Raw genomic sequence first — 21,967 nt, 5'->3', positions numbered from 1 at the left:
GCTGGAAGAGAGATCGGTTGCTTCGTTGTCGTTCCTCCCACTCGCACGGACATCAACCCCATAGATGACCTATATGTGGACCGATTGATTTCAAGAGGTTTTCGAGCGCGCTGTAGGGCTTTCGGGAGCAAAGTGGAGTCTATGATCGTCGGTAATAAAATAATGCAGGAGAGAAGCTTAAAACGGCTTAAACAAAGAACGTATGGCCGAGGGCCTATGGCAAGTGGGGTATCTGCAAAGACAAAGCTGGTGCCAGTAGGCGAGCGACCTCTCCACTACGGCCGAGGGGACGAACAAAGAGGGCCGTGGCTCCCGGGAGCTATCAGCCAAAGGCTATCCGCTTGTTTAATAATATTTTGTGTTGTGTTTAGTAGTCCCGCCACAAGCGGGGCGGTCGCTCAGACGCAGCCGGGGTCGGTACTCCAAGGTGAGGTACGCTCGGCTGCCGATGGGTCGATCATCGAAGGGGCGACGGTCACGAACGGCAAAAACACCGTACGTACAGATGCAAAAGGTACATTTAGCATCGCTGTAGATAAAACACATGGGTCATTATTAATCAAACATATAGGCTATAAAGAGCAAAGCGTTGCTTATGATAATACAACTACTTTTTTAAAGATACAGCTGCAGGGGGGCAGCAAGGAAATAGAAGAAGTCGAGGTGGTCTCGACAGGCTATCAGAAGATACCCAAAGAGCGTGCTACAGGGAGTTTTGAGTTCGTAAACAACGAAGCCCTGAACCAAACGATCAGTGGAAATATCATCGACCGCATCGAGCTACAGGTGCCCGGCCTGCTTGTCGACAGGAACGAAGGGGCGCCGGACAAATTCCTGATTCGCGGCCGCTCCAGCATTTATGCTGATGTACAACCGCTGATTGTACTGGATGGCTTCCCCTACGATGGTGAGATAGGCAATATCAATCCCAACGATATCGAATCGGTCACCGTGCTCAAGGATGCCGCGGCCGCTTCGATCTGGGGCGCACGGGCCGGAAACGGCGTCATCGTCATTACGACCAAACAAGGCAAGTCTAAAAATCCATCGATAGCGGTCAATTCAATAATCAGTCTGTCCCAGAAACCCAGTTATCGCCATATTTCGCAGGTATCGAGTGCCGACTACATCGAATTGGAAAAATGGTTGTTTGAAAAGGGACATTACACCACGGATGAGTTTTTCGACAGCATGAACAATGGTCATCCACCATTTACACCCGTGGTCGAGCTGTTGCGCAAAGAAAGAGATAAAATACTATCATCGGCAGACGTCGAAAGACAGATTGCACAGTGGAAAGACAATGATGTGCGCAAAGATATCTTAAGAGACCTGTACCAGCGCGGTTTTAAGCAGCAATATGGCGTACAGGTCGGGCAGCAGACAGACAGAGCACGTTATATCTTCTCTGCGGGCTATGATCAAAATCGGAATTTACTGATTGGGCAGGGCGACAAAAGGTTAAACCTTAGGGTTAATTTGGAAACACAGCTTGCAAACAACATCTGGCTGAATAACTCCCTGTCGTACACGAATTCATCCCAGTACAACGGTATTAACGGCGGATTTAATTTAAAGGGCTATGCACCGTTTTCAACAGGTGGTGGCAAAAGCCTTTATCCGTATGCGCAGCTGAGGAATACGGATGGATCACCCGCGTACCTGTACCTGGATAATAACGAGGCTTATGTCACTGCACAACAAGCTAAGGGCTTAGATTGGTCGTACCGTCCCATCGATGAAATTGAAAAAATTAAAGCCAGGAATGATGTAGGCGATTTTTTACTGAACACAGGGATCAGGTTTGCGCCTTTGCCCGATCTAAACCTGTCCGTTCAATACCAGTTTGAAGACCAGACCTCGCTATTGTCAAATATACGTATGGCCGACTCCTATTATGTCAGGGCCTATGTCAATTCCTTTGCGCAGCTGGGCACCAATGGCAAATTTACGTTTCCCGTACCCAAGGGGGGCATATGGGACACAAATGCAGGTCGCGCCCGGGTGCATCAGGGACGTCTGCAGGGGGACTGGAATAAACGATGGGCTACGGCACATGACCTTTCCTTGATGGCAGGATGGGAAATACGTAGCCGTATAAATAAAACAAGTATAGACAGGCTTTATGGCTATAGCGAAGAGTTTTACGGCATCAATCCTACCGTGGATTATATGACGGAGTATGTGCTGTATAATAATTCGTTCATGAAACAGCGAATTCCACCGGCCAAAGGAATTGGAAAGTTTACCGACAACTTCCTGTCGGTGTACTTTAACGGTTCGTATAGCTTTTTGAATCGCTACATCGTGTCATTCAGTATACGGAAGGACGAAGCAAATCTCTTCGGCGTCAATACCAACCAAAAAGGAACGCCCTTATGGTCTTCGGGCCTCCGCTGGAAGATCTCTGAAGAACCCTTTTACCAGCTCGATTGGATCCCTGCACTTTCACTCCGTGCGACCTATGGCAAATCCGGAAATATTTCAAGAAATGCGTCAGCATTGCCCGTTATCCAGCTGGCAAACAGTGCTTACACCACACCGCTGCCGACGGCCTCGCTCACGCAGATGCCTAATCCCGACCTGCGCTGGGAAAAGGTGAATACCTTGAACCTAGGTGTAGACTTTGCTGTGGTGGGCAACAAACTATCCGGCACAATAGCCTATTTTGATAAACTGTCTGAGGATGTAATGGGAGAAGCAGCTATCGATCCTACCCTTGGTAGAAATCGATCCTGGGGCAATGTAGGCGAAATGCATGCCAAGGGATTTGATCTGAGCCTCACTGCAAAATTGATGGATCGAACATGCAAATGGACGACAACGCTTATAGCAGGATACAGCAGCCCAAAGGTGACTAAATATTTTATGCCTGCAAGTACCAAAGGCAATGCCTATGTTGTACGGGTCGGCAATACGATAGACCCGGTCGTGGACAGGCCTGTTTTTGGAATGTACAGCTTTCCCTGGATAGGGCTGGATCCCGTTGATGGCGGGCCACAAGGTATGCTGAATGGCACACTTAGTAAGGACTACAATAATATTTACGCCAATACCCCACTAGAGGATATGCTGTATCATGGCTCCGTACAGCCTACAGTATATGGCTCTATAAACAATGTAATTAGCTATCAGAATATAGCGTTAAGGTTTATGCTTAGCTATAAAGGTGGTTACTACTTTAGAAGGCCTTCGTTAAGCTATGCAACACTGTTTTCCTCCTGGAATGGACATGGCGAGTATGCCGACCGTTGGCAACAACCGGGCGACGAGAAGTGGACCGATGTGCCATCTAGGGAATACCCCTACAACGCATCACGCGACCGGTTATATCAATATGCCTCGATCAATGTATTACGTGGTGATCATCTGCGCCTAGAGAATATTAAACTGAATTACACGGCTCCTGCAAGGTCTGTCTTTGGAAGCACATTTAAGCAGATCGATGCCTTTCTCTTTGTACAGAATATTCCGCTGGTATGGCTTCGCAACAAAGCCGGTATGGATCCATACGACACGCAAAGTTTGAGAAATGGTATACAGTGGTCTCTAGGTTTGAATTTTACAATATAAGCGTCATGATGAATTTAAAGAATATACATAGCTATATCCTCATGGTTTTATGGGGAGTGGCTGCAGCAGGCTGTAGTAAGGTGGATTTCTTAGATGCTAAACCGGACGAATCCATGGCAGTACCCGCTACACTGGCCCATTATATGGGGATGATGGATAATGATGCGAGCATGAACGGTGCCGGTGGCTTTGGCTCCAGCCCGCTGTACCCGGCTGTGACGGAATGGGCTTCGGATAATATCTGGGTACCCCACAACCGCTATGTAAACAACTTAAAGGAGATACATAGAGCGGTTTATTCGTGGTCGCCAAATCCGTACCCCGCTACAGATATGCAAGAATGGAGTAGGCCATACGCAATTATTTTGAATTGCAATGTCGTATTGTCCGGGTTAGAAAAAATAGCGATAAATGCAGATAACCAGGCCGACTGGAAGATGATAAAGGGCATGGCTCTTTTCAACCGCTCGCACCTGTACGCCATGCTGCTGCATATGTTCGCGCCGGTATACGATCCGGCAACAGGTAATAACAGTCCTGCGATCCCGCTGCGAACGGGGACCGATTTTTCGGAAAAACTTAGATTTTCAACCGTAGAAGAATGTTACGCCAAGGTAATCCACGACCTGGAGGAAGCTATAGATTTATTGCCTTTAGAACCCCTTTACAAGACGCGGCCTTCTAAGAGATCATGCTGGGCGCTGCTGTCCCGTATCTACCTCTGGATGTCCAACTATGAAAAAAGCAATTATTTTGCCGGTCTGGCCCTGGAGGCCAATGGCGAATTGCTCGATTATAATGACTACGCAACATCTGCTAAATATCCATTCCCCAGATTTAATGCGGAAGTGATTTTTAATTGTACGATGCGAACTTCCTATTCGACCCAAATGCGAATAGATAGTGTGCTATACGAAAGCTATATGGAGAATGACTTGAGAAAAGTGCTGTTCTTTAAAAAGGCAGCTGATGTAGGCTATATTTTTTATGGTAATTATGACGGCGCAACTTATGTCTTCGCAGGTCTAGCAAACGATGAACTATATTTCAATAGGGCAGAGACCTCTGCACGGATGGGAAAAGTTGATCGCGCAATGTCGGACCTTAACAGGCTTTTAGAGAAAAGGTACCGCAAGGTGAATGGCCTGTCGACCTTTGTCCCCTATGATATAACGGATCGCAAAGAGGCAATCCGGCTGATATTGCGCGAGCGAAGAAAGCAGTTGGTATGGCGTGGCCTCCGTTGGATGGATCTCAAAAGACTAAATCTTGATCCTGAATATGCAAAAACACTGAAAAGAAAAATTGGATCCGAGCAACTGGAATTACCGCCCGATGATGCACGTTATGTATTCCCCGTGCCTGATGCAGTGACAGACTTGAATCCTGCACTTATTAAATAGATGTGATGGATAATATTAAGTTTTTAGTGGTTTTTCTGTTTATTAATTATATTCCTGCATACGGACAAAATCCGGATTACATAGCGCTAAAACAATATCGTCCCGTTATGCATGAAGACGGAAGCCTGGATAGCTTGGCATTGGACGAATATAAGGGTAAGCTTATTCTATTGGATTTCTGGAATCGGTCCTGTGCTTCTTGTATTCGGCAGATGCCTAAGCTACATGCCTTGAATCAAAAATATGCCGATCAGATTGAAATTATTCCGGTTACCAAAGATTCGTATGAACAGGTGAAAAAGGTGTATGCCAGACAGCGAGGAGGTCCGTATGACATTAAACTTTCTACAGTGTATTCAGACACGGCACTGGCGCAGAAATTCGCTGTTAAAGGGTACCCGACGGCGGTCTGGTTAAATGCCAATGGGCAATTTTTAGCCTCTACTTACGGCACAGCGGTAAATGAGGAAGTCATAGCGTTGGTTTTGTCTGAAGACTATAGTTTGCTGGACCGATCAGCAACGGTAAAAGGAGAGGTAATGCAAAACAAATTAAAAAATAAGGTTAGAGCACGTAAAGGGCCTTTGTTAAAGGTATCGGTACTTCCTTATAATTTGACAAATTCTATAAATGAATCCAACGGATTAGAAGATACTACGCTATGTACATCGGAGTACAAAAACAGAACTGTCATCGATCTGATTAAATTATTATTGTACAGTACCGACGACCCATTTACAGTTCTGCTTTTTAAGGACAACCGAAACAAAAGAATAACCTTTAGTGATAGTTTCAAAAAAGAGTTTCCGAGTTTGTTTACACGTGCTGATAATTTGACCTATGAAGAAAAAGTCTACACGTACGAAAATACCAGACGCACCATACAGATGGTATACGACAAGAAAGTAGACCCTGTTGAAATGCGAAACGCTGCCTTGAACATGTTTGAGTTAGCGATCGGGCATAAAGTCAGCAGGGTTTTTGAGGAATCGGATGTATGGGTGTTAAAATACAGCACGCCTGAGAAACATGAAATGGGCGGGATACCCCTTGAATCTCAAGTTTCGCTGCGAACAATAGCTGATCTGGTTTCATTTCTCGGTAATATTTCGGAACATGTTATAGTCGCTGATACCGAAAGTTTGTACAGCGTGGAAATAGGGGTTACGTTGGACAAGACAAAGGAAGTGAACGCGTTAATCCAAGAGTTGGAAAAACTAGGTGTTGTGCTGGTACCGGAGAAGCGCAGGATTGAAAGACTACATGTGCGATAAAGAGAAGAGGCCCCCTTGAGGGCCTCTTCTTTGTAGAGAAAGTATGTTGGTCTTAATTTCTGAACCGAACTACTTCTTGACCATTTTCTAAGGCCGGAGTGCCCGGTGCATACTTTCCAGAAGCAAGTAGTGTCACAGAGGTATAGGCCTGTGCACATTTTTCTTCATCACCTTCGCATGCGTATGGGTTTGTTGCAGATGGATCTGGCATAGTATCCTGATTGATAATATGCCCACTCGCATCGTACTCAAACCAATAGTAACTGGTCTGCAAATATTTTTCAACAGCCTTAAAGCTGGAAAAACTTATAACCGCTGCTCCTGCTAATAGGAGCATGCTATTTTTCTTGATATATGAAATTGCTTTCATTTGAGGGCCTTTTTATCGATTCCAACATCAGTTTGGTCGGAATACGCTAACTCAAAAAAAGTTTACCCAACAAAAAACTCTAATTTATTTATTTTTGACAGATACATTGCTTTTACGAGGGGTATCTGTCTTTTTAATACCTCGGGTGTTCTTTTGCAAGTTTTACGCGGAGCCCCACGTATCATAATTTATCCCCATACCGGCCTACCCGGGAAAAGGGCAAAGCGTCGCTTAAAAACATTGAAACGAATAATCAGGAGTAGGATCACGGCTACGGCTATTTGCCGGATATAGGGCAGGAACAATTTGACCGGCCTCTTGTATGCATTAGGTGCTCCGGCTGCGCCGCTTGATTTTGTCAGAAGGGCTCCCGCTAGCGATAATGCCAATAGCATAAGATTGATCAATAAATGCCATGCCCAGGGCACTCCTGCGAATATCGAAGCGCAACCACAGGGCTTTTCCGCATATAGGCCTATCACTCCTAATCCGATGTATACCGTGAATAGGATCAGTAATACGCTAGATAGCTGGTATGCCCTACGTATTAAGATTTTCTCTATTTTCAAAGGTCGCCCCAGGAATAGCAAGAAGATCAGTAACTCAACAGCCGGCAATCCCCATGCTAGTAGGTCAGCCCACCAGTCTGGAAAGGGTTGCTTTACCAGAGCTTCGTGAAATAGCGCCCAGTCCCATAGCTTATCCATAGCGACATACAGCCAGAATAACAGCAGGAAAAGGCGGATGCCATTCAGAATAGTATGTCTATTTATCTTACTCATCTTTTTTATCGAGTTATCGAGTTGTCGAGTTATAACCCTATTAACCTTATCTAACCTTCAAACCCAAAGGTATACCAAATAGGAGGTGAGTCAGGGGTTAAAATCTGAAGGGGCGAATGCCGTTTCTGGCCAATAGGAAGGGGTGGACGAGGGCTGGGGTGGGTAAAAGGTGATTATTTCAGCTTTTGGGCTTCCTGACAGAAATACGGTTTACAGAGCGCAATCGCACTATTTAAGGCGCTTACAGGGACCGCTGACGGGGTGTGAAAGGGTGTACACCCCCTTATTTTCAAAAAAATGCGGTATTTATGCGTATTCCATGGATATTTCAAGAGCTTTTACCAAACAGCTTATACGGATCAAGGAACGCACGGTAATAAAACCAATAATCAAAAGTTTCTCGCTTAGGATGTCCCACACAAGCAAGCATAAAATCGAGCTGTTTCTCCACGTAGCGCTCGATGTAAGGAATTATTTCCTCAAAGTCGAACTTGTCGATATGATCGAGGGTCAAATGCTGGGCATGCTCCTTAAAGGCGTTGCGCCGCATGATCAGCGACTTAATATCCTTCGAAAGGAGGGGTTCGCTGTATTCGTACACATGGATATGGCTCGTGTCGGGATCGCCGCAAAAGGCCAGAAAATTACAGGTTATTTTATTGAAGAAAAGGTCTTCACCATTAAGGATGGCAAAGATTAAGCTATTTTTGTCCAGAAGAGAATTCTGCACCACGCAGACGGCTGTCCTTCCCAATCTGGTTTCCGGGCGCTGTATATATACCTCGATACGGGCCTTGCTCATTAAGCTACTTAAAAGATTGCGGTACGATTCTATCTGGGCAGTTATCGCAAGGAATTTTTCGTGAAATAATTCGGGAGGTATTTTACGTTTACAGGATTTGCTGTTGTCCTTCTCTTTGGCTTCCTGGAAAAGTTCTTTACATGATCTATACTTGGCCAAGAGGGATTCGGTGTGTGCTGATAAATTTTTCATGATATTGAATTTATGAATTCCATGATTTGGCCGGGATTGTATTTTTTCATGAGGTAATTAAGTTCTTTGGATAAGTATGCTGTGATCATGGGCTTCACCTTGTCGAAGTCGAAATGCGCGATAGCGAACGTGTGTAGGTGACGGGAATATTTGGGGAATTCATTCCGCTGAATACGGTTGTTCTTAGGGTTTTCTCGATCGATCTCGTCCGCATATTCGTAAACGTGGACCTGGCCTTTTGCATAGTCTCCCCAGATGGCCAAAAAACCACAATGTCGCCATCGCGCTAGCTGTGCCGCCTTTTTGGAAGCTATGGCGAATAAGATCAGGTCTTGGGGTCTATTCGTTTTACTCAGGATAATGGAAGTGTGCTCCCAGGTTTCTATACGGATGTCGATGTCCGCTTTGACCAGTGTAGGGCTTAAAGCGTTACGGTATGCCACCAAAGGTGCCTTTACCAGGTTAAGCGTGTTCAGAAAAACACCATGCTTTTTATTCGCTGCGCGCGCGAGGGCCAGGATTTCTTTATTGGTCTGCTTGACGACCGCCATGCGGGTGATATACAGCTGTACACTAGCGGCTATTTTTGATAAGTGTTTTTCCATCGTAAAATAATTTGGTAACAATAGGATCTTCGTACAAATCGGTATACGATACTAAAGGTACAATTTTAATTTATTGACTACAAGGCATTTCTGTTTTGGCAGACCACAGCACACGGTACCTAGCCCCTGAAATCCCGGTCTATGGCCTCGACTACTGATTTCAGCAAACGTCTTACTTTGATGGCCGATCCGGCTAGGTTGCTCTTCTCAAATTTCTCTAGTGTCTTGTAGGAAATTTTACGGTTCGTCTTGCTATAGATAAATGTTGAAAAGGCTTTGGCGGCTTCTCGCTTACTGGGATAATCGAAGATCTTGGCTTTGTAGAAGTAATAGAAAAGGAGATTCAATTCATCCCCGTTGAGTTTTGTCAATAGCGCAGTGTCTTCTTCGAGCGCCATGTCTTTGTGGCTATCTCCGAGTTTTTCGAGGATGCTGCGGACATACAGCAGCATCTGCTCAAGCAAGCATTCCTGGTGCATATTGAAACAAAGATCGCTGCTGTGATAGCTGAGATGCAGCTCATGCTCGATATGGAATAAATACCGTTCCTTCGCGTGAAATGTATCTAGCTGCTTGAGGGCTTTTGTCAACTGTTCGCTCCAACGGTTGAAGAAGCCCGGATAGTTAAAGTTATAACGGATCATCAGGTATACATAGCGGTCTGTCCAGACTTTGTCCCTTTCGTCATGGGCTATTGCCTGCAGCCCATCCAGTAGTTTCGGAATGTAGCGCAGATGGGCATAACAGCAATGCGGCTGCTTGTTGGGATTTAAAAGACTCTTTAGCGCATATTTTAACTCCAGGATATAACTCTCGGGGATCGCTTTCTTCACGAGTTTGCTGCTGATGGCCGGAAGCCGCCCTTTTATCTCTTCGGACAATTGCTGCTGTAGAAACAAGGGGGGCGTACTGCCGGGCTGTATATAGAAGCCGAAAGACAGTTCAAAACTGAAATATAACTTTTCAACGGTTTGGAAAGCGGGTAACAGACTGGGGGCGCACCAAAGCTGATCCAGCAAGTTGCTGATGGCGATATAGCATTGATTGATGACCGGACTGGCCATCTCGGGGGTATTGATCTGTCGGAATTGCACAGTCATATCGGAAAGGACCTGGGTGCATAGCCCGTCGATGGAGCGCTCTGGCCTCGGATGGTCGCTGCCTCTTGCCATCAAATGCTGCTCGACGGCTGCTTGTAAAGGTGTAAGTGTAGCTATCATAAATAAAGGAAAATTTTATTGGTTTCCAGATTTTGTCCGTAATGGTGCTGTCTAAAAAGTAATAAATAGCGGTCATTGTGAACGGTTATTTTTTTATCAGACACATGGCGCGTCTAATGCCAGTAAACGTCACCTCGACCTGCTGGAGCGGTGACGTTTTCTGTATAGGATTAATGTATGGTTTCTCGATCCCTACGCTTCGGTCGGGAGGACGACACGGTCTATTACCCTGTCCTTCGGCCCGCTACCGGTACCGTATCCATATAGCGACTTGATCGAGCGGTCCCGTGGCTTCTTCGCCAACGGTGAGGCTCTGCGTCGCCTGACGCGAAAAGATAATGTCCTTGGGGCTATCCGCTCCGTCTTGGGGTGGGCTCTCTTTGTAAAAACTCACCAACTGGCCCTGATCCCAGCTGTCGGCCACGGCCGTGGCCATGCGCTGTAAGAATATGGGGTCTATCGATTGCAGTTGATCGTACTCCTGCGTATCGAGTATAAAATTCTCGTCGATCCATTCCACCGGCTTAGCCCGGAGATAGTCGGTCTCTAGCCTGCGGCCGCTCGCCGACAGGCTCAATAATCGGGTTTCCACCTTTGAAAACCCAAGGGTGTCAAATTGTTCTTGCATAGCTGTGTTGTTTGGTTACTCAAATTTAGAGCGCGCGGAGGCATATCCCAAGGAATCGGCTGTTGAAAATCCCATTTGTACATCATTTGTACAAACTGAATGATAAAAGCCGCTCAGAAGCCTTGTATAGAAGGTCTTACCGAAAGGACTTGGTCACAAATGACGGCAGTGGCATACGCTGCGATTTAATTGATTGGTAAAAAAAAGTTAAATAAATTTCTTAAATTGCTTTTATGTTGCGCGTAGGGCGTACGGTACCCATGTAAACGACAGCTATTATTGACCATTATGCAAGTAAAACTTATCAAGTATTCGCTGCTCTTGGTATGGAGCATGCTTACTGCCTATCTGATCAATATATCAGACAAGATACTCGATCCGATGGAGCGCGTAGCCGACTATAATTTTGGTATTGTATATTTCGTAACCGTCCTGTTAGTAATAGGCTATATCTATGGCATCAGCGTGTTTTATTATTGGCTGCTGGGTAGCGACACCATCAAACAGAAGATCGGAAATCGCAGCGCTACACTGCTCTACCTGCTAAGCGCTACCCTGTCGGTGGTCTTTGTACACCGCTTGTTTCTACATGCAGGAGTCGCCCTGGCCAGCCCTGCACCGGTAAATTTCTGGGACGAATTGTTCGCCCCGGTATATTGGAGGACAGATTTTATCTTTCTGCTCATCCCGGTACTGGCTACTGTGCTGTTCTTTTATTACTTTCCGCAGTATAGTTTGTTTAAAGTCAAAGAGATTCGGGTAGAAGTGCTTGTAGAGCGCGCTGTCTACATTGCGGTCGAAAAACCCGTTGAGGCTCCCGGTACTGTCTCCGCAGGATGGCGGGCCTACTGCCTGCCGCATATGTTGCTGGCAGATCTGAGGCTGAAAATGGATTCGACAATACGATTGGGAAGTTGGTGTATCCGGCTGTTTGACATAGTATTTATCGTGAAGGAAAACAACAGCTATTTTGCGGTACTGACCAACGGCGAAAAATACCAGATAAATTTTTCCAAAAAGATGCTGTCGGAATGGGCGCTAGGTGCTTGGTTTATACAGATCGAAAGGGGGCGCTATATCAATATGCTGTACGTACGCTACCCGATATCGAACTTCCTCAGACTGGAGCTGGACGAGCGGGTGGCCGAAGTGCTTTTCCACTCGGACAACCGCTACAACACCGCGATGCTCACCGTAAGCCGCCGCCTCTCCGAAGAGGTAAAGGCTTTCTTGGCACAGATCCCCGAACTGGAAGAAAATGGCTGGGAAGATGCTGTAGCAGAGGTGAGGGTGTAGAGGATTGTAAAAAAATCAGAAAGGGTTCAGATAAGTCTGAACCCTTTTGTCTTTAAATAGGACATTCTGCCCGTCACCAGCCCTTAGGGATCGGTGTGACGAACTTATTGATCTATTTGATCTCTATGGCATTCTCGGACTGGATGTAATCGTCGCCGATCTGTACCGTGACTCTAAACTTGCCTTTGGTTATATAGGCAGGAATCATGAATTTAAACCCTTCGGTGCTTCTGTTGATGACATTGATGGAAGTTCCGCCAAACATGACGTTGTTTACAGGACCTAGTCCTTTTCCTTTTACCGTAATGACATCGCCGACATAAGCTTCCAGTGGGGAGACATCGCTTATGAGACTCTTCTCTATAGTAAGTGACAAATTATTTTCTGCGAATTGACTGTGGTAACCATTTGTTCCGAGGTAGCCCACTTTGACCGTACGCTTTCCAGCAACTACAGACGGTGCTGCAAAGGTAATGGCACCATTTTGCGCTTTCTGGATGCTTGATGTTGTATTATCCACTTGAAGGGTATACGTCTCGCCATCAATAAAACTACCTCGGATAGTGATGTCTTCGCCTATATAAACACTGGGTTTATCCAAACTGTTGAGTACCAACTTGCGCACTTCTACCTTATTTTTGCTTTCCAAAGCGCTGTAAAAGGAACTCTTAAGCGTGAGCGGATACTGTCCATTTGGCAAATCCGGCACATTGATATCAAAATAATCATTGTAAAAGTTCGTAAGGGGCATCGTTACTCCGGCTAGCTGGGGCACCAATTGACTGTACGTGAAATATTGTGAAAATTTAATCCCTTGGACTCTCAACGTGGATCTCGGATGGATCACCTGTTTAGAAAAAGTTATGTCTTCGCCATTTGGAACAAATAGTTTTAATGGATTGGGCAACATAACTTCTTTCGTACCACTGGAATAGCCTACTTTGAATTCGGTGCCGATTAATCCCTCTATAGCAGACAACACCAATGGATTACGATAAGGTACTTTTTGAGTACCGATGATCAACATGAGGTCTGTGCTGGAATCATACTGGTTTGGCAAATTCTGTCCGGTCAAGGTGATGGTGCTGTTGGCAAATACCTGATCTTGGCTGATCGGGTCTATAGTGGCCAATAACTTTACCTTGGCAATAGGGTATCTTTCATTGTAATAATTGCCGCCATAATCGGGCATGGTTATATTCCTGGCCAGATAAAAATCCACATTGGATCCGTGTGCAAATGTCGTTCTGGGAACATTAAATGTGAGTGATTTTTTGTCCGCACTGATTTCGTATTCAACGGATTGGCCACCGTACGAATAATTCAATCTGAACTGATCATTCACCTCTTTAAAATCACCAATTACGGTAATACGTTCGTCGGCCTGCGCAGTAATAGTCACTACGGTGGCGTTGATATTGGCATTGATTTTAAAGGGTACATTAAAGCTTCGGTAGTATCCCTTATTGGTCTGCGCATAGAAATATACCATATAATTTTCTCCACTTACAAATCCACCTGAAGGTTTGTAATGGTGCTGGATATTCTCCACCTTTAGATTTTTGCCCAGCGATATTTTCTCTTCTTTCTTGCCGCTGCCAGAGGCTGTATATACAACAAAGCCATAGTCCTCGACAGGCTCGCTATTGAGGCTGAGTACCTGGCAGGCGATCTTGAACCCTTCTTTGCTGACCTCTTCAAGTGTAGGTACCTCAAATGTGATGGGCTTTGTCTCCACGGGCTCTAAGTGGTTCTCGACTTTCTTGCAGGCACCTAAAATAAATAGAGCCGTAAAACACAGGTATGAAAATAAGCGTAACATGGTATTATATTTTATCATCATGGGTTAATAAACTTCAAGATATTCTGTGGAGGTGATCAATTCACCACTTATCCATAAGCCAATACGAACTTTACCCTTTGGTATATAGGAAGGCAATGGGAACTTAATCTCATCGTCCGTAGCCATAATAGCTTGTACAGCGACACCGCCTACATAAATTCCGTTAACGTATTTGATCCGCTTGCCTTTCAGCGTAATGATGGTGCCGGGCATAGCTTTTGACGGATAAAATGATTCAAAAGTGGGCGGAATGACATCCAGGCTTATTATCTTATCTATATACCGATAGTCAGAAGAGGAGACTTTATACCCGATCTTCAACGAATTAAGTCCAGCACTTAGGTTACTTACCTCGAATGTCACTTTATTTCCATCGGCCTCGACTTGTCTACTGTAGTTGTCGCTACTGGTGCTTATAACATATTGCTGACCGGATATAAAATTGCCGGTGATCTCTACCTTGTCGCCCATAAGTACCTTCGATACTGGTGGCACGGTAAAGTCGAAGTCTACCACTTCAAGCTTATTCTTTAGTTGGAAATCACCGCTGGGATGACTTAAATTTATAGTATAGGTGCCTACAGGAATTTTGCCTGTGTCATAAGTGAAATTTAAATTATTGGAACCATTAAAGCGCACTAAATGTTGATCGATTGTCACTTCGGGTATGACAGGTGAAAAGTAGGTAAATAGTTCAGAAAAATCTAAACTCAACAATTGTCCGGGATGCAATATTGCTGTTTTAAGATTCAACAGATCGTCCTGAGGACGGTTAATGCTGTATTCTTGTGGAAATATAACCGAGTCACGACCATTGATATATCCCATTTTAAAATTTCCGGTGATAGGTAGTACACTTTGAATAGAGACAGTGCTCTTGTAGGGGATAATTTTGCCGTTGATAATCAAACGCAAACTACCGTCATTGAAAAAGTCTCGATCGATACCTGAAAAAGTAATGTTATCATAGAAATAATAATGGGTTTTTGTGGGAGCTTCTACCTTACCGATAAGTTTTATTTTTGTTAAATTCTGGGTATAAAAGGCGGTAGTTTCATAGCGGCTCAAACTAATGTCGACAACCCTGTTGTGGTGTCCTTTAGTATGGGGGACTACAAAGGAAAGCTGTGTCTTTTCTGAATTTAGCGTAATAGGCAGCCGGCTCACGCCAAGATCGGCAATACCGACTGTATACCGGCTGTCCAACATATTGAAATCGCCCATTAATTGAATAGTGTCACCGGTAGTGGCTATTTGCATTGGCGAAGAGGTAACCTTAAGACCACTGTACGTAACATAGGCAGTAGGACTTTTGTAGTACCCCTTTTCGGTACGAAGATAGAACTGGTATTGAAAGCGCTCGCCCAGCAAAAAGCCGCTTTGCGGCACATAACGATATTCAAATGCGCCTATCTTGGGGTTGTCTCCCATACTGATGACCTGCTCTTGGCTGTATGGATTTTCGACGTCTTTAATAAGAATACCGTAATCGGTTACTTTCTCATCATTCAACCGATCAATACTACCTGTGAGTACGGCTTTTTCCTTGTCAATGCTTAACAGCCCTTCGTTATTGATCTGGATCGGTGTGATATCCAACGCAATGGTATTAATCTCCTTATTGCAGCTTATAATGCCGCTGCTGAATACCAACAAAGCCAGTAAATTAGAAATAAAAAAGGGCTTTCGGTCTATTATATGCAGATTTATCATAAACATCGGATTAAGGAATTATTAACTCAAATACATCGGATACTTCTAACCATTTGTCCGCGATACGGGCAGATATCTTGTATTTACCGGGTTGCGCATAAGGTACCGCAATCTGCACTTCTTTCAATAACGGATTTCCGCCTATTGGGCTAACCTGCTTGTCTCCAAAATAGATATTAGCATAATTGATAGACTCCCCTTTGAGGGTCACGACGGATCCAATCTTGCCGGAGTGGGGAGCGAATCCGGTATAGCTTGGTTCGGCAACATCTATCGTAAACTGCTTGTCATGTGTATAGTAGTTGTTGTTGAAGACCCTTGCGATCCTGAAAATTTGTTTGCCGCCAGCGAGTGTAGGGATATTAAAGGTCAATAGGCCTTCGGTAGCTATGCCGTATGCTCTTACTGTGCTGAAATTATCAAAAATAATGTAATACATCTCGTTCGCTATAAAATTGCCCGTGACCTGGACTTTGCTCCCTATACTGGTTCCATATTGTGTAACATTATCGGGCTTGAAAGCCTCTACCTGAAACTTATTCTTGGTGGTGATTTCATAATTGGGGCTCTGAATGGTGAGGTCGTAAACGCCATCCGGAAGATCGGGGATCTGAAAGATAAATTTTGAATTATTATCCAAAGGTCTCAATGTCACAGGACTGCCATTTATAACGTATTTTACTTCTCCAAAAATATCTGCACTATGCAAGCCCGATAGCCTTACATGGCCATTGGGGTGCACCCTGGGGGAATCAAAAGTTATGGAATGGGCATCCGGCCTCTTGATCTGAAGTGGCTGTGGAAATATCACCGTGTCACGGCCATTAAAATAGCCTAGTCGATAGCTGTCACCTGAAAGATAGTGGATGTAATCCCTTACAAAGATACTAGAGGAATAAGGAATGATTCGATTCCCTATGATCACGGATGTATTGTAGCCTACACCCGATAGCACGGGTAATTTCAGGTAATTTGTCCAACTTATATTGTAGCTTGCTGGTGGCCCTAGGCGTGATAGGATATTGACTTTGGTTAAATATTCTCTGATCTGATAGCCTGTGGGTTGTTGGTGTGGTATCAGGAAAACGTGTAATTCGGCTTTATTGATAAAATTTCCATTAACTTTAAATGTCAAACTGTTCTCGTTATTACTAATCTGAAATGGAATAGTACCTGCTTGATCTTCTAACTGTAAGTAATATTTACCTTGAATACCCCGAAAATCTCCTTTTACCGTTATCTCGTCGCCCGGTAATACCTGGAATAAGCCCTGGCCAGGATGTACCTTAAACTTGGGCTGCTGCACAGGATAAAAAGAAACTGTAGAAGAACGGAATGTACTATCGCCGATGGTATAATAGTAGCTGAATTGAAACCCATTTTTGAGGAGTACCGTCAGATTGCCCTTGAGCGGGTAGGTGACCCTGCCCGAAACCAGCTTGGTACCCAACGAATAGTTTTGCGAATGAGAAACGGTATCGTTATAGTAAGCTATGTTAAACCCGTGGTCTTTTACATTTTCATCCTTAACATAGCTTACATTGGCGATCAGATTGATATGGTCTGCAGCGATATATTCTATGCCTTGAATTTCTGTTTGACTTTTTTTTGTGTCCTCTGGTTGAAAATTATCTACTTTTTCACAGGAAAACAAGAGCGCTAAAAATAAGGGTACAACAAATAAGGCAAAATACTTACTCATAATGGCGTTTTCAGTTAATAATCGTACGAATATACAATTTAATTTGCATGCCGTATTGTACTTTTTACAAATACAAAACAAAAAGACCCGCACTCCTGCGGGTCTCTGAAACAAAAATTACCCAGTTCCTATGGGTAGGTCGTTACCACTTTGCTGACTTTCCAGCCATCTTTGGTCTGTTGCATAGTGATGTAGTCTATACGGGTGAAGTTATCAAACTTCATCGTTGCCTTTCCTATGGCAGTGGTACCTGCTTGATCCATGATCTCGTAGGTCGTCTCACAGTTATATTTTAAACCTTTGTTGGCTTTTAGAAATGCAAGGTACTCGGAGCGGTTGGATGTCTGGTTATTTACAGCGTTGGCGTATTCAAAATCTGAAGTATAGAGGAATTTGTTGTATTGCGTATTGCCTGTAGCGATGGTCTGAAGGTAAGTGAGTGCAATTTCTTTGCTGTCTAACTTCTTAAGTGGATTAGCGGTTTCTTTGGCCGAGGCATTAAATGAAAATGCAAGGGTGAATAAGGTGGCGATGGTGGCGATAGTAGTTTTCATCTGAGTAATTTGTTTTTTAGTGGTTGTTCTATTGTTATTTAACTCTTGTCGTTATTGTTGATTCAAAAGTAGGGCAGTATACGCAGATAGGAAATGGCCTTTCGACCAAATGATTTTATTTTTCGGCGAAATCGGTAAAAGAGGCGGTGAAAGAAACTTTCGTTATCAGCTGGAACCCTTTCAAAAAAAAGTTCCTAGTTTGTTCTCAGGATAACTCATGTTGACTAAAAATATTAGTAATTATGGTTTTTATTTCTTACTTTAGCTTAGATTATAGCTACTTATAAACTTAATGCTATGAAAGAATACTATGATTATGACGAAATTCTCCTAGCGCTGGAAGATCCGCTTGGAGATCAAGGCTATGAAAGCGCATCGGTTTACATCGACCCTACGACAGACTTTGGATTCAAAAGAATCTTCGGTATGGAAGCGAACAAAGATCTGTTATTGGCCTTTCTAAATGTTCTTTTTAGAGGGCGTAAGCAAATCGAGGATCTACATTATAATAAGAATGAGCACGTAGGTGTTGCGGATAGATATCTATCTATGTAACAGAGAGACAGGCGAAATATTCTATGAGGACTTTGGCTTTATTTACATCACTTTAGTTAACTTTGTAAAAGAGGAAGCGGAACTTGAAAATGATTTTGAAGGGTGGCTGTATATCTTGAAGAATATGACAAAGCTCGACAAGTTGCCCTTATATCTTCGTAAACCAATTTTTGAGAAGCTGTTCGATGTAGCAGCGTATAGTAAAATGAACAAGGAGGACCGAGAAATGTATGATGTAAGTTTAAAAAGAAAATGGGACGCGTATTCTTATGAAGAATCGAGGGTTCTATTTGAAGAACGTGCAGTCGCTAAGGCACTGGAGCAGGGACTTCAGCAAGGACTTCAGCAGGGTATTGCGCAGATGAAACAGAAAGCTGATGTTGAAAAACTGAAATCTGCTAGAAAAATGATGGATAAGGGCTTTGACTTAAAGCTGATCACAGAACTATTAAGCTTGACCGAATCGGAAATTGACAAGCTTAATCGCTAGCCCCTGTCTGGAAAATGCAATCTTTAGAAGCTCATTAACCACGATAAAACCCCAATAAAAACCGAAAAGAGCTTCTATTTCCTTAAATTTAGTTCACCGCTGTGTAACAAAACTTTAGACCAAAAGTATTTTTTAAGAAAAATAGAGATCAACAAAATAATTATAAAAGACACAGATAAGTCTGAACCCTTTTGCTTTATAAGCATTTAAAACTAAAAAGCCTGCACTCCTGCAGGCTTTACATGAAACAAAAAGCTTCAGTTTATTGAAGCTTCTTGAATGTCTATAGATATGTCGTTACCACTTTGCTGACTTTCCAGCCATCTTTGGTCTGTTGCATAGTGATGTAGTCTATACGGGTGAAGTTATCAAACTTCATCGTAGCTTTAGCTATACAGCTGTTACCAGCCTGATCCAAAATATCGTATGTAGTAGTACAGTTGTACTTCAAACCTTTGTTGGCTTTTAAGAAACTTATATATGCGGAGCGTGAAGTTACTTCCTTATTCGCTGTATTACGGTACGCAAAATCGGATGTGAACAGGTGCTTGTTATAATCAATATTTCCGGTAGTCAATGCTTCTACATAGACGAGTGCTATTTTTTTAGCACTAAAATCTTTTAACGGATTTACGGTTTCTTTGGCCGAGGCATTAAATGAAAATGCAAGGGTGAATAAGGTGGCGATGGTGGCGATAGTAGTTTTCATCTGAGTAATTTGTTTTTTAGTTGTTGTTCTATTGTTATTTAACTCTTGTCGTTATTGTTGATTCAAAAGTAGGGCAGTATACGCAGATGGGAAATGGCCTTTCGACCAAATGATTTTATTTTTCGGCGAAATTGGAGATTGTTTCGGTGAAAAGCTAATGCTTGCGTTGGTGCGGGGTGCGGAGTTTATGTACAATCTAAAAGGCCAAAAGAAAAGCTTGTTTCATTTTTATGCTCTGATAAGAGATCGACCTGGCCGGGAAGTCGGTAACTTCTTTATCATGGTTGATAATCTCCCATTTATTTCTTTTCTTCGTATTAATTAACCTAAGGTTTAATAAGTTGTAATATATGAGTGCTGATATAGAGAGTCTATTGGAAAGATTAAGGGATGGGGATTATGATGCTTTTGAATCGCTTTATCAAACGCTACACCACCAGTTGATAGGCAACCTTTTAAAGCTCCTCAAGTCTTCCGATCTGGCAAAAGAAGTGGCACAGGATACTTTTTTGGTCCTGTGGGAGCAGCGGGCCAGTATCAAGCCAGACCAATCCATTTATGCTTATATAAATAAGATCGCCAGTAACAAAGCATATAATATATTCCGCAAGGCAAGTCACGACTCCCGATACCGCGCTTATCTATTCCCAATCTTAGCGGCTGGATACGAACAGATAGAATCCAGCTTCTTTAAAAAGGAGAGAAGCGAAGGATTACATCGTATTATCGATGAAATGCCTCGTAGACAAAAGGAGATTTTTACGATGTTTAAGATGGATGGCAAATCGTATGAAGAAATTGCTGTCGAATTAAAACTATCCATCCATACGGTACATACGCATATCAAACGTGCCAATCAATTTCTCAAAGATCGTATTAAGGATGATCCGGAACTTTTTACCCTGGTTTGGTTTGCGTTGTTCCTGCCGGCTACATTTATTTAATAATTTATTTATTTTTCTGTACCCAGAAATTTGTCAAAGATTGTTTATATCTATAAACGATCGATATTGTGAAAGAACAGAAGCACATAAAACACATTTTTTTTAAGTATCTACGGAACGAATACTCCAGGGAAGATCTCGATTTTCTTTTGAAAGAACTCGCATCCAATGATTCCAAACGTAACGAATTTGAGAAGCTGATTGAAGAAGCTCTTGATAATACCCATGGACTGGAAAAACTGGCGCCCGAAATAAATCATGTGGCTGAGTGGACGCTTCAGTCTTTGCGCCGGCAAATAAAACCTAAATCTGCTACACCTATCAGATTGCTTCTTAAAATCGCTGCTGCTGTAGTGGCCGTAGTTGGCCTAAGCATAGCCGCTTATCAATGGACATCACATAAAAAAGTCGCTCAGCCTCCAACAGAAAATATAGCTTCGACACCCATAGACATGCCCCCCGGTAGAAATCAGGCCGTAATAAGTATCGACGGTGGAGAGGAGGTAATAGTGGACGATGGGGAGCCCGGTATAGAATCGTCAAATAAAGAGATAAGATATTCGAATGGTTTAGCGCTTACCCCATTAAAACCGGGCGACATCGTACAGGTGAGAACGCCCAAAGGAGGACAGTTTCAGGTCACACTTCCGGATGGCACAAAAGTATGGCTCAATGCAGAATCTATACTGCGATACCCATCACAGTTTGGAAGTACCGAAAGAAGTGTATCACTGATCGGGGAGGCCTATTTTGAGGTGAATAAAGATTCCGGCAAATCCAAGCGTTCCTTTGTAGTGAAAAGTGATATGCAAGAGATAAAAGTTTTAGGTACGCATTTTAATGTAAGTGCTTACCCCGATGAATTGCAAAGCACAACCACGCTCATTGAAGGAGCAGTCCATGTTACTGCCTTAAACAGTAGCATCAGAAAGGGCAAAGCTGCTTCAGAGATATTGCGGCCCGGACAGCAGTCGGTGCTCCGCCAAGGGGTACTTAAAGTGGCAAATGCCAACGTAGAAAAGGCACTAGCCTGGAAAAACAATATGTTTATTTTCAACAATACTCCACTGGAAGAAGTCATGAAGACCATTGCAAGATGGTATGATGTAGAGATCTACTACCAGGATAGATCGACCGTGAGCGAAGTGTATGCCGGTAGTATCACCAGGTATGAAAACCTATCCAAAGTGTTGGGTATGTTGGAAAAAGCAGGGGACACGCGTTTCAAACTAGAAGAAGGGAGGGTCGTCGTCATGAAGTAACAAAAATCTACCCCAACTAACCATAAATACAATATAAAGCCGAGTACCCG

At 43.6% G+C, this 21,967-nt stretch carries 19 protein-coding genes; 8 read left to right on the top strand and 11 right to left on the bottom strand.

Annotated elements, in window-relative coordinates; translation table 11 throughout:
- From G7B20_RS16910 to G7B20_RS16900, 3 genes are all read left to right on the top strand, one after another.
- The coding region (locus G7B20_RS16910) for a SusC/RagA family TonB-linked outer membrane protein (RefSeq protein ID WP_164112600.1) at positions 1-3,573 on the top strand (3,573 nt) is incomplete at its 5' end.
- A 5-nt stretch (positions 3,574-3,578) separates the two neighbouring features.
- Positions 3,579-4,976, top strand: a complete 1,398-nt coding sequence (locus G7B20_RS16905; RefSeq protein WP_164112599.1) for a RagB/SusD family nutrient uptake outer membrane protein — start codon at positions 3,579-3,581, stop codon at positions 4,974-4,976.
- Positions 4,977-4,981: 5 nt separating this feature from the next.
- On the top strand, positions 4,982-6,250 hold the full coding sequence (locus tag G7B20_RS16900) for a TlpA family protein disulfide reductase (protein WP_164112598.1): 1,269 nt from the start codon (positions 4,982-4,984) through the stop codon (positions 6,248-6,250).
- A 52-nt stretch (positions 6,251-6,302) separates the two neighbouring features.
- Here G7B20_RS16900 and G7B20_RS16895 read toward each other — a convergent pair whose 3' ends face one another.
- The 6 genes from G7B20_RS16895 to G7B20_RS16870 all read right to left on the bottom strand — a co-directional run bounded on the left by G7B20_RS16895 (position 6,303) and on the right by G7B20_RS16870 (position 10,849).
- Positions 6,303-6,620 (bottom strand): hypothetical protein, encoded by a 318-nt coding sequence (locus G7B20_RS16895; RefSeq protein WP_164112597.1) that lies wholly within the window; start codon positions 6,618-6,620, stop codon positions 6,303-6,305.
- Positions 6,621-6,808: 188 nt separating this feature from the next.
- The gene (locus tag G7B20_RS16890; RefSeq protein ID WP_164112596.1) at positions 6,809-7,402 is read right to left on the bottom strand and encodes a MauE/DoxX family redox-associated membrane protein; all 594 of its coding nucleotides are present in this window, start codon (positions 7,400-7,402) and stop codon (positions 6,809-6,811) included.
- 328 nt (positions 7,403-7,730) lie between these two features.
- Positions 7,731-8,396, bottom strand: coding sequence for a hypothetical protein (locus tag G7B20_RS16885; protein ID WP_164112595.1), 666 nt, complete (start codon positions 8,394-8,396; stop codon positions 7,731-7,733).
- A complete protein-coding gene (locus tag G7B20_RS16880; protein WP_164112594.1) occupies positions 8,393-9,001 on the bottom strand; it encodes a hypothetical protein in 609 nt (202 codons plus the stop codon). Before G7B20_RS16880 ends, G7B20_RS16885 begins: the two co-directional genes overlap by 4 nt.
- Positions 9,002-9,120: 119 nt before the next feature.
- Complete coding sequence (locus G7B20_RS16875; protein WP_164112593.1) at positions 9,121-10,221, bottom strand: hypothetical protein; 1,101 nt, start codon at positions 10,219-10,221, stop codon at positions 9,121-9,123.
- A gap of 244 nt (positions 10,222-10,465) precedes the next feature.
- A complete protein-coding gene (locus tag G7B20_RS16870) occupies positions 10,466-10,849 on the bottom strand; it encodes a hypothetical protein (protein ID WP_164112592.1) in 384 nt (127 codons plus the stop codon).
- Between the two features lie 288 nt (positions 10,850-11,137).
- Between G7B20_RS16870 and G7B20_RS16865 the strand changes: the two genes are divergently transcribed.
- On the top strand, positions 11,138-12,145 hold the full coding sequence (locus tag G7B20_RS16865; protein ID WP_164112591.1) for a hypothetical protein: 1,008 nt from the start codon (positions 11,138-11,140) through the stop codon (positions 12,143-12,145).
- A gap of 112 nt (positions 12,146-12,257) precedes the next feature.
- Here G7B20_RS16865 and G7B20_RS16860 read toward each other — a convergent pair whose 3' ends face one another.
- The 4 genes from G7B20_RS16860 to G7B20_RS16845 form a co-directional block, all read right to left on the bottom strand.
- The gene (locus G7B20_RS16860; RefSeq protein WP_164112590.1) at positions 12,258-13,967 is read right to left on the bottom strand and encodes an IPT/TIG domain-containing protein; all 1,710 of its coding nucleotides are present in this window, start codon (positions 13,965-13,967) and stop codon (positions 12,258-12,260) included.
- Positions 13,968-13,991: 24 nt separating this feature from the next.
- Complete coding sequence (locus G7B20_RS16855; RefSeq protein WP_164112589.1) at positions 13,992-15,701, bottom strand: IPT/TIG domain-containing protein; 1,710 nt, start codon at positions 15,699-15,701, stop codon at positions 13,992-13,994.
- 10 nt (positions 15,702-15,711) lie between these two features.
- Positions 15,712-17,403, bottom strand: a complete 1,692-nt coding sequence (locus G7B20_RS16850) for a hypothetical protein (protein ID WP_164112588.1) — start codon at positions 17,401-17,403, stop codon at positions 15,712-15,714.
- Between the two features lie 128 nt (positions 17,404-17,531).
- On the bottom strand, positions 17,532-17,957 hold the full coding sequence (locus G7B20_RS16845; protein ID WP_164112587.1) for a nuclear transport factor 2 family protein: 426 nt from the start codon (positions 17,955-17,957) through the stop codon (positions 17,532-17,534).
- Between the two features lie 297 nt (positions 17,958-18,254).
- On the opposite strand from G7B20_RS16845, the gene G7B20_RS19535 reads away from it, so the two are divergent.
- Both G7B20_RS19535 and G7B20_RS16840 read left to right on the top strand, forming a co-directional pair.
- On the top strand, positions 18,255-18,512 hold the full coding sequence (locus tag G7B20_RS19535) for an Rpn family recombination-promoting nuclease/putative transposase (protein WP_240466033.1): 258 nt from the start codon (positions 18,255-18,257) through the stop codon (positions 18,510-18,512).
- A complete protein-coding gene (locus G7B20_RS16840) occupies positions 18,484-19,002 on the top strand; it encodes an Rpn family recombination-promoting nuclease/putative transposase (protein WP_240466032.1) in 519 nt (172 codons plus the stop codon). The genes G7B20_RS19535 and G7B20_RS16840 overlap by 29 nt, the downstream gene beginning before the upstream one ends.
- A 283-nt stretch (positions 19,003-19,285) precedes the next feature.
- On the opposite strand, the gene G7B20_RS16835 is transcribed toward G7B20_RS16840, so the two are convergent.
- Positions 19,286-19,711 (bottom strand): nuclear transport factor 2 family protein, encoded by a 426-nt coding sequence (locus G7B20_RS16835; RefSeq protein WP_164112586.1) that lies wholly within the window; start codon positions 19,709-19,711, stop codon positions 19,286-19,288.
- Positions 19,712-20,061: 350 nt separating this feature from the next.
- Here G7B20_RS16835 and G7B20_RS16830 point away from each other — a divergent pair, with 350 nt between their 5' ends.
- Together G7B20_RS16830 and G7B20_RS16825 are read left to right on the top strand one after the other, a co-directional pair.
- Entirely contained in the window at positions 20,062-20,655 is a 594-nt protein-coding gene (locus G7B20_RS16830; RefSeq protein ID WP_164112585.1) for an RNA polymerase sigma factor, read from the top strand.
- Between the two features lie 68 nt (positions 20,656-20,723).
- Complete coding sequence (locus tag G7B20_RS16825; RefSeq protein ID WP_164112584.1) at positions 20,724-21,917, top strand: FecR family protein; 1,194 nt, start codon at positions 20,724-20,726, stop codon at positions 21,915-21,917.
- The last annotated feature ends 50 nt before the right edge of the window (positions 21,918-21,967 follow it).

It is taken from the genome of Sphingobacterium sp. xlx-96, from assembly GCF_011007365.1.
GTDB classification, from domain to species: Bacteria; Bacteroidota; Bacteroidia; order Sphingobacteriales; family Sphingobacteriaceae; genus Sphingobacterium; species Sphingobacterium luzhongxinii.
Note: the sequence above shows the minus strand (reverse complement) of the source record. Positions and strands in the feature narration are given on the sequence as shown.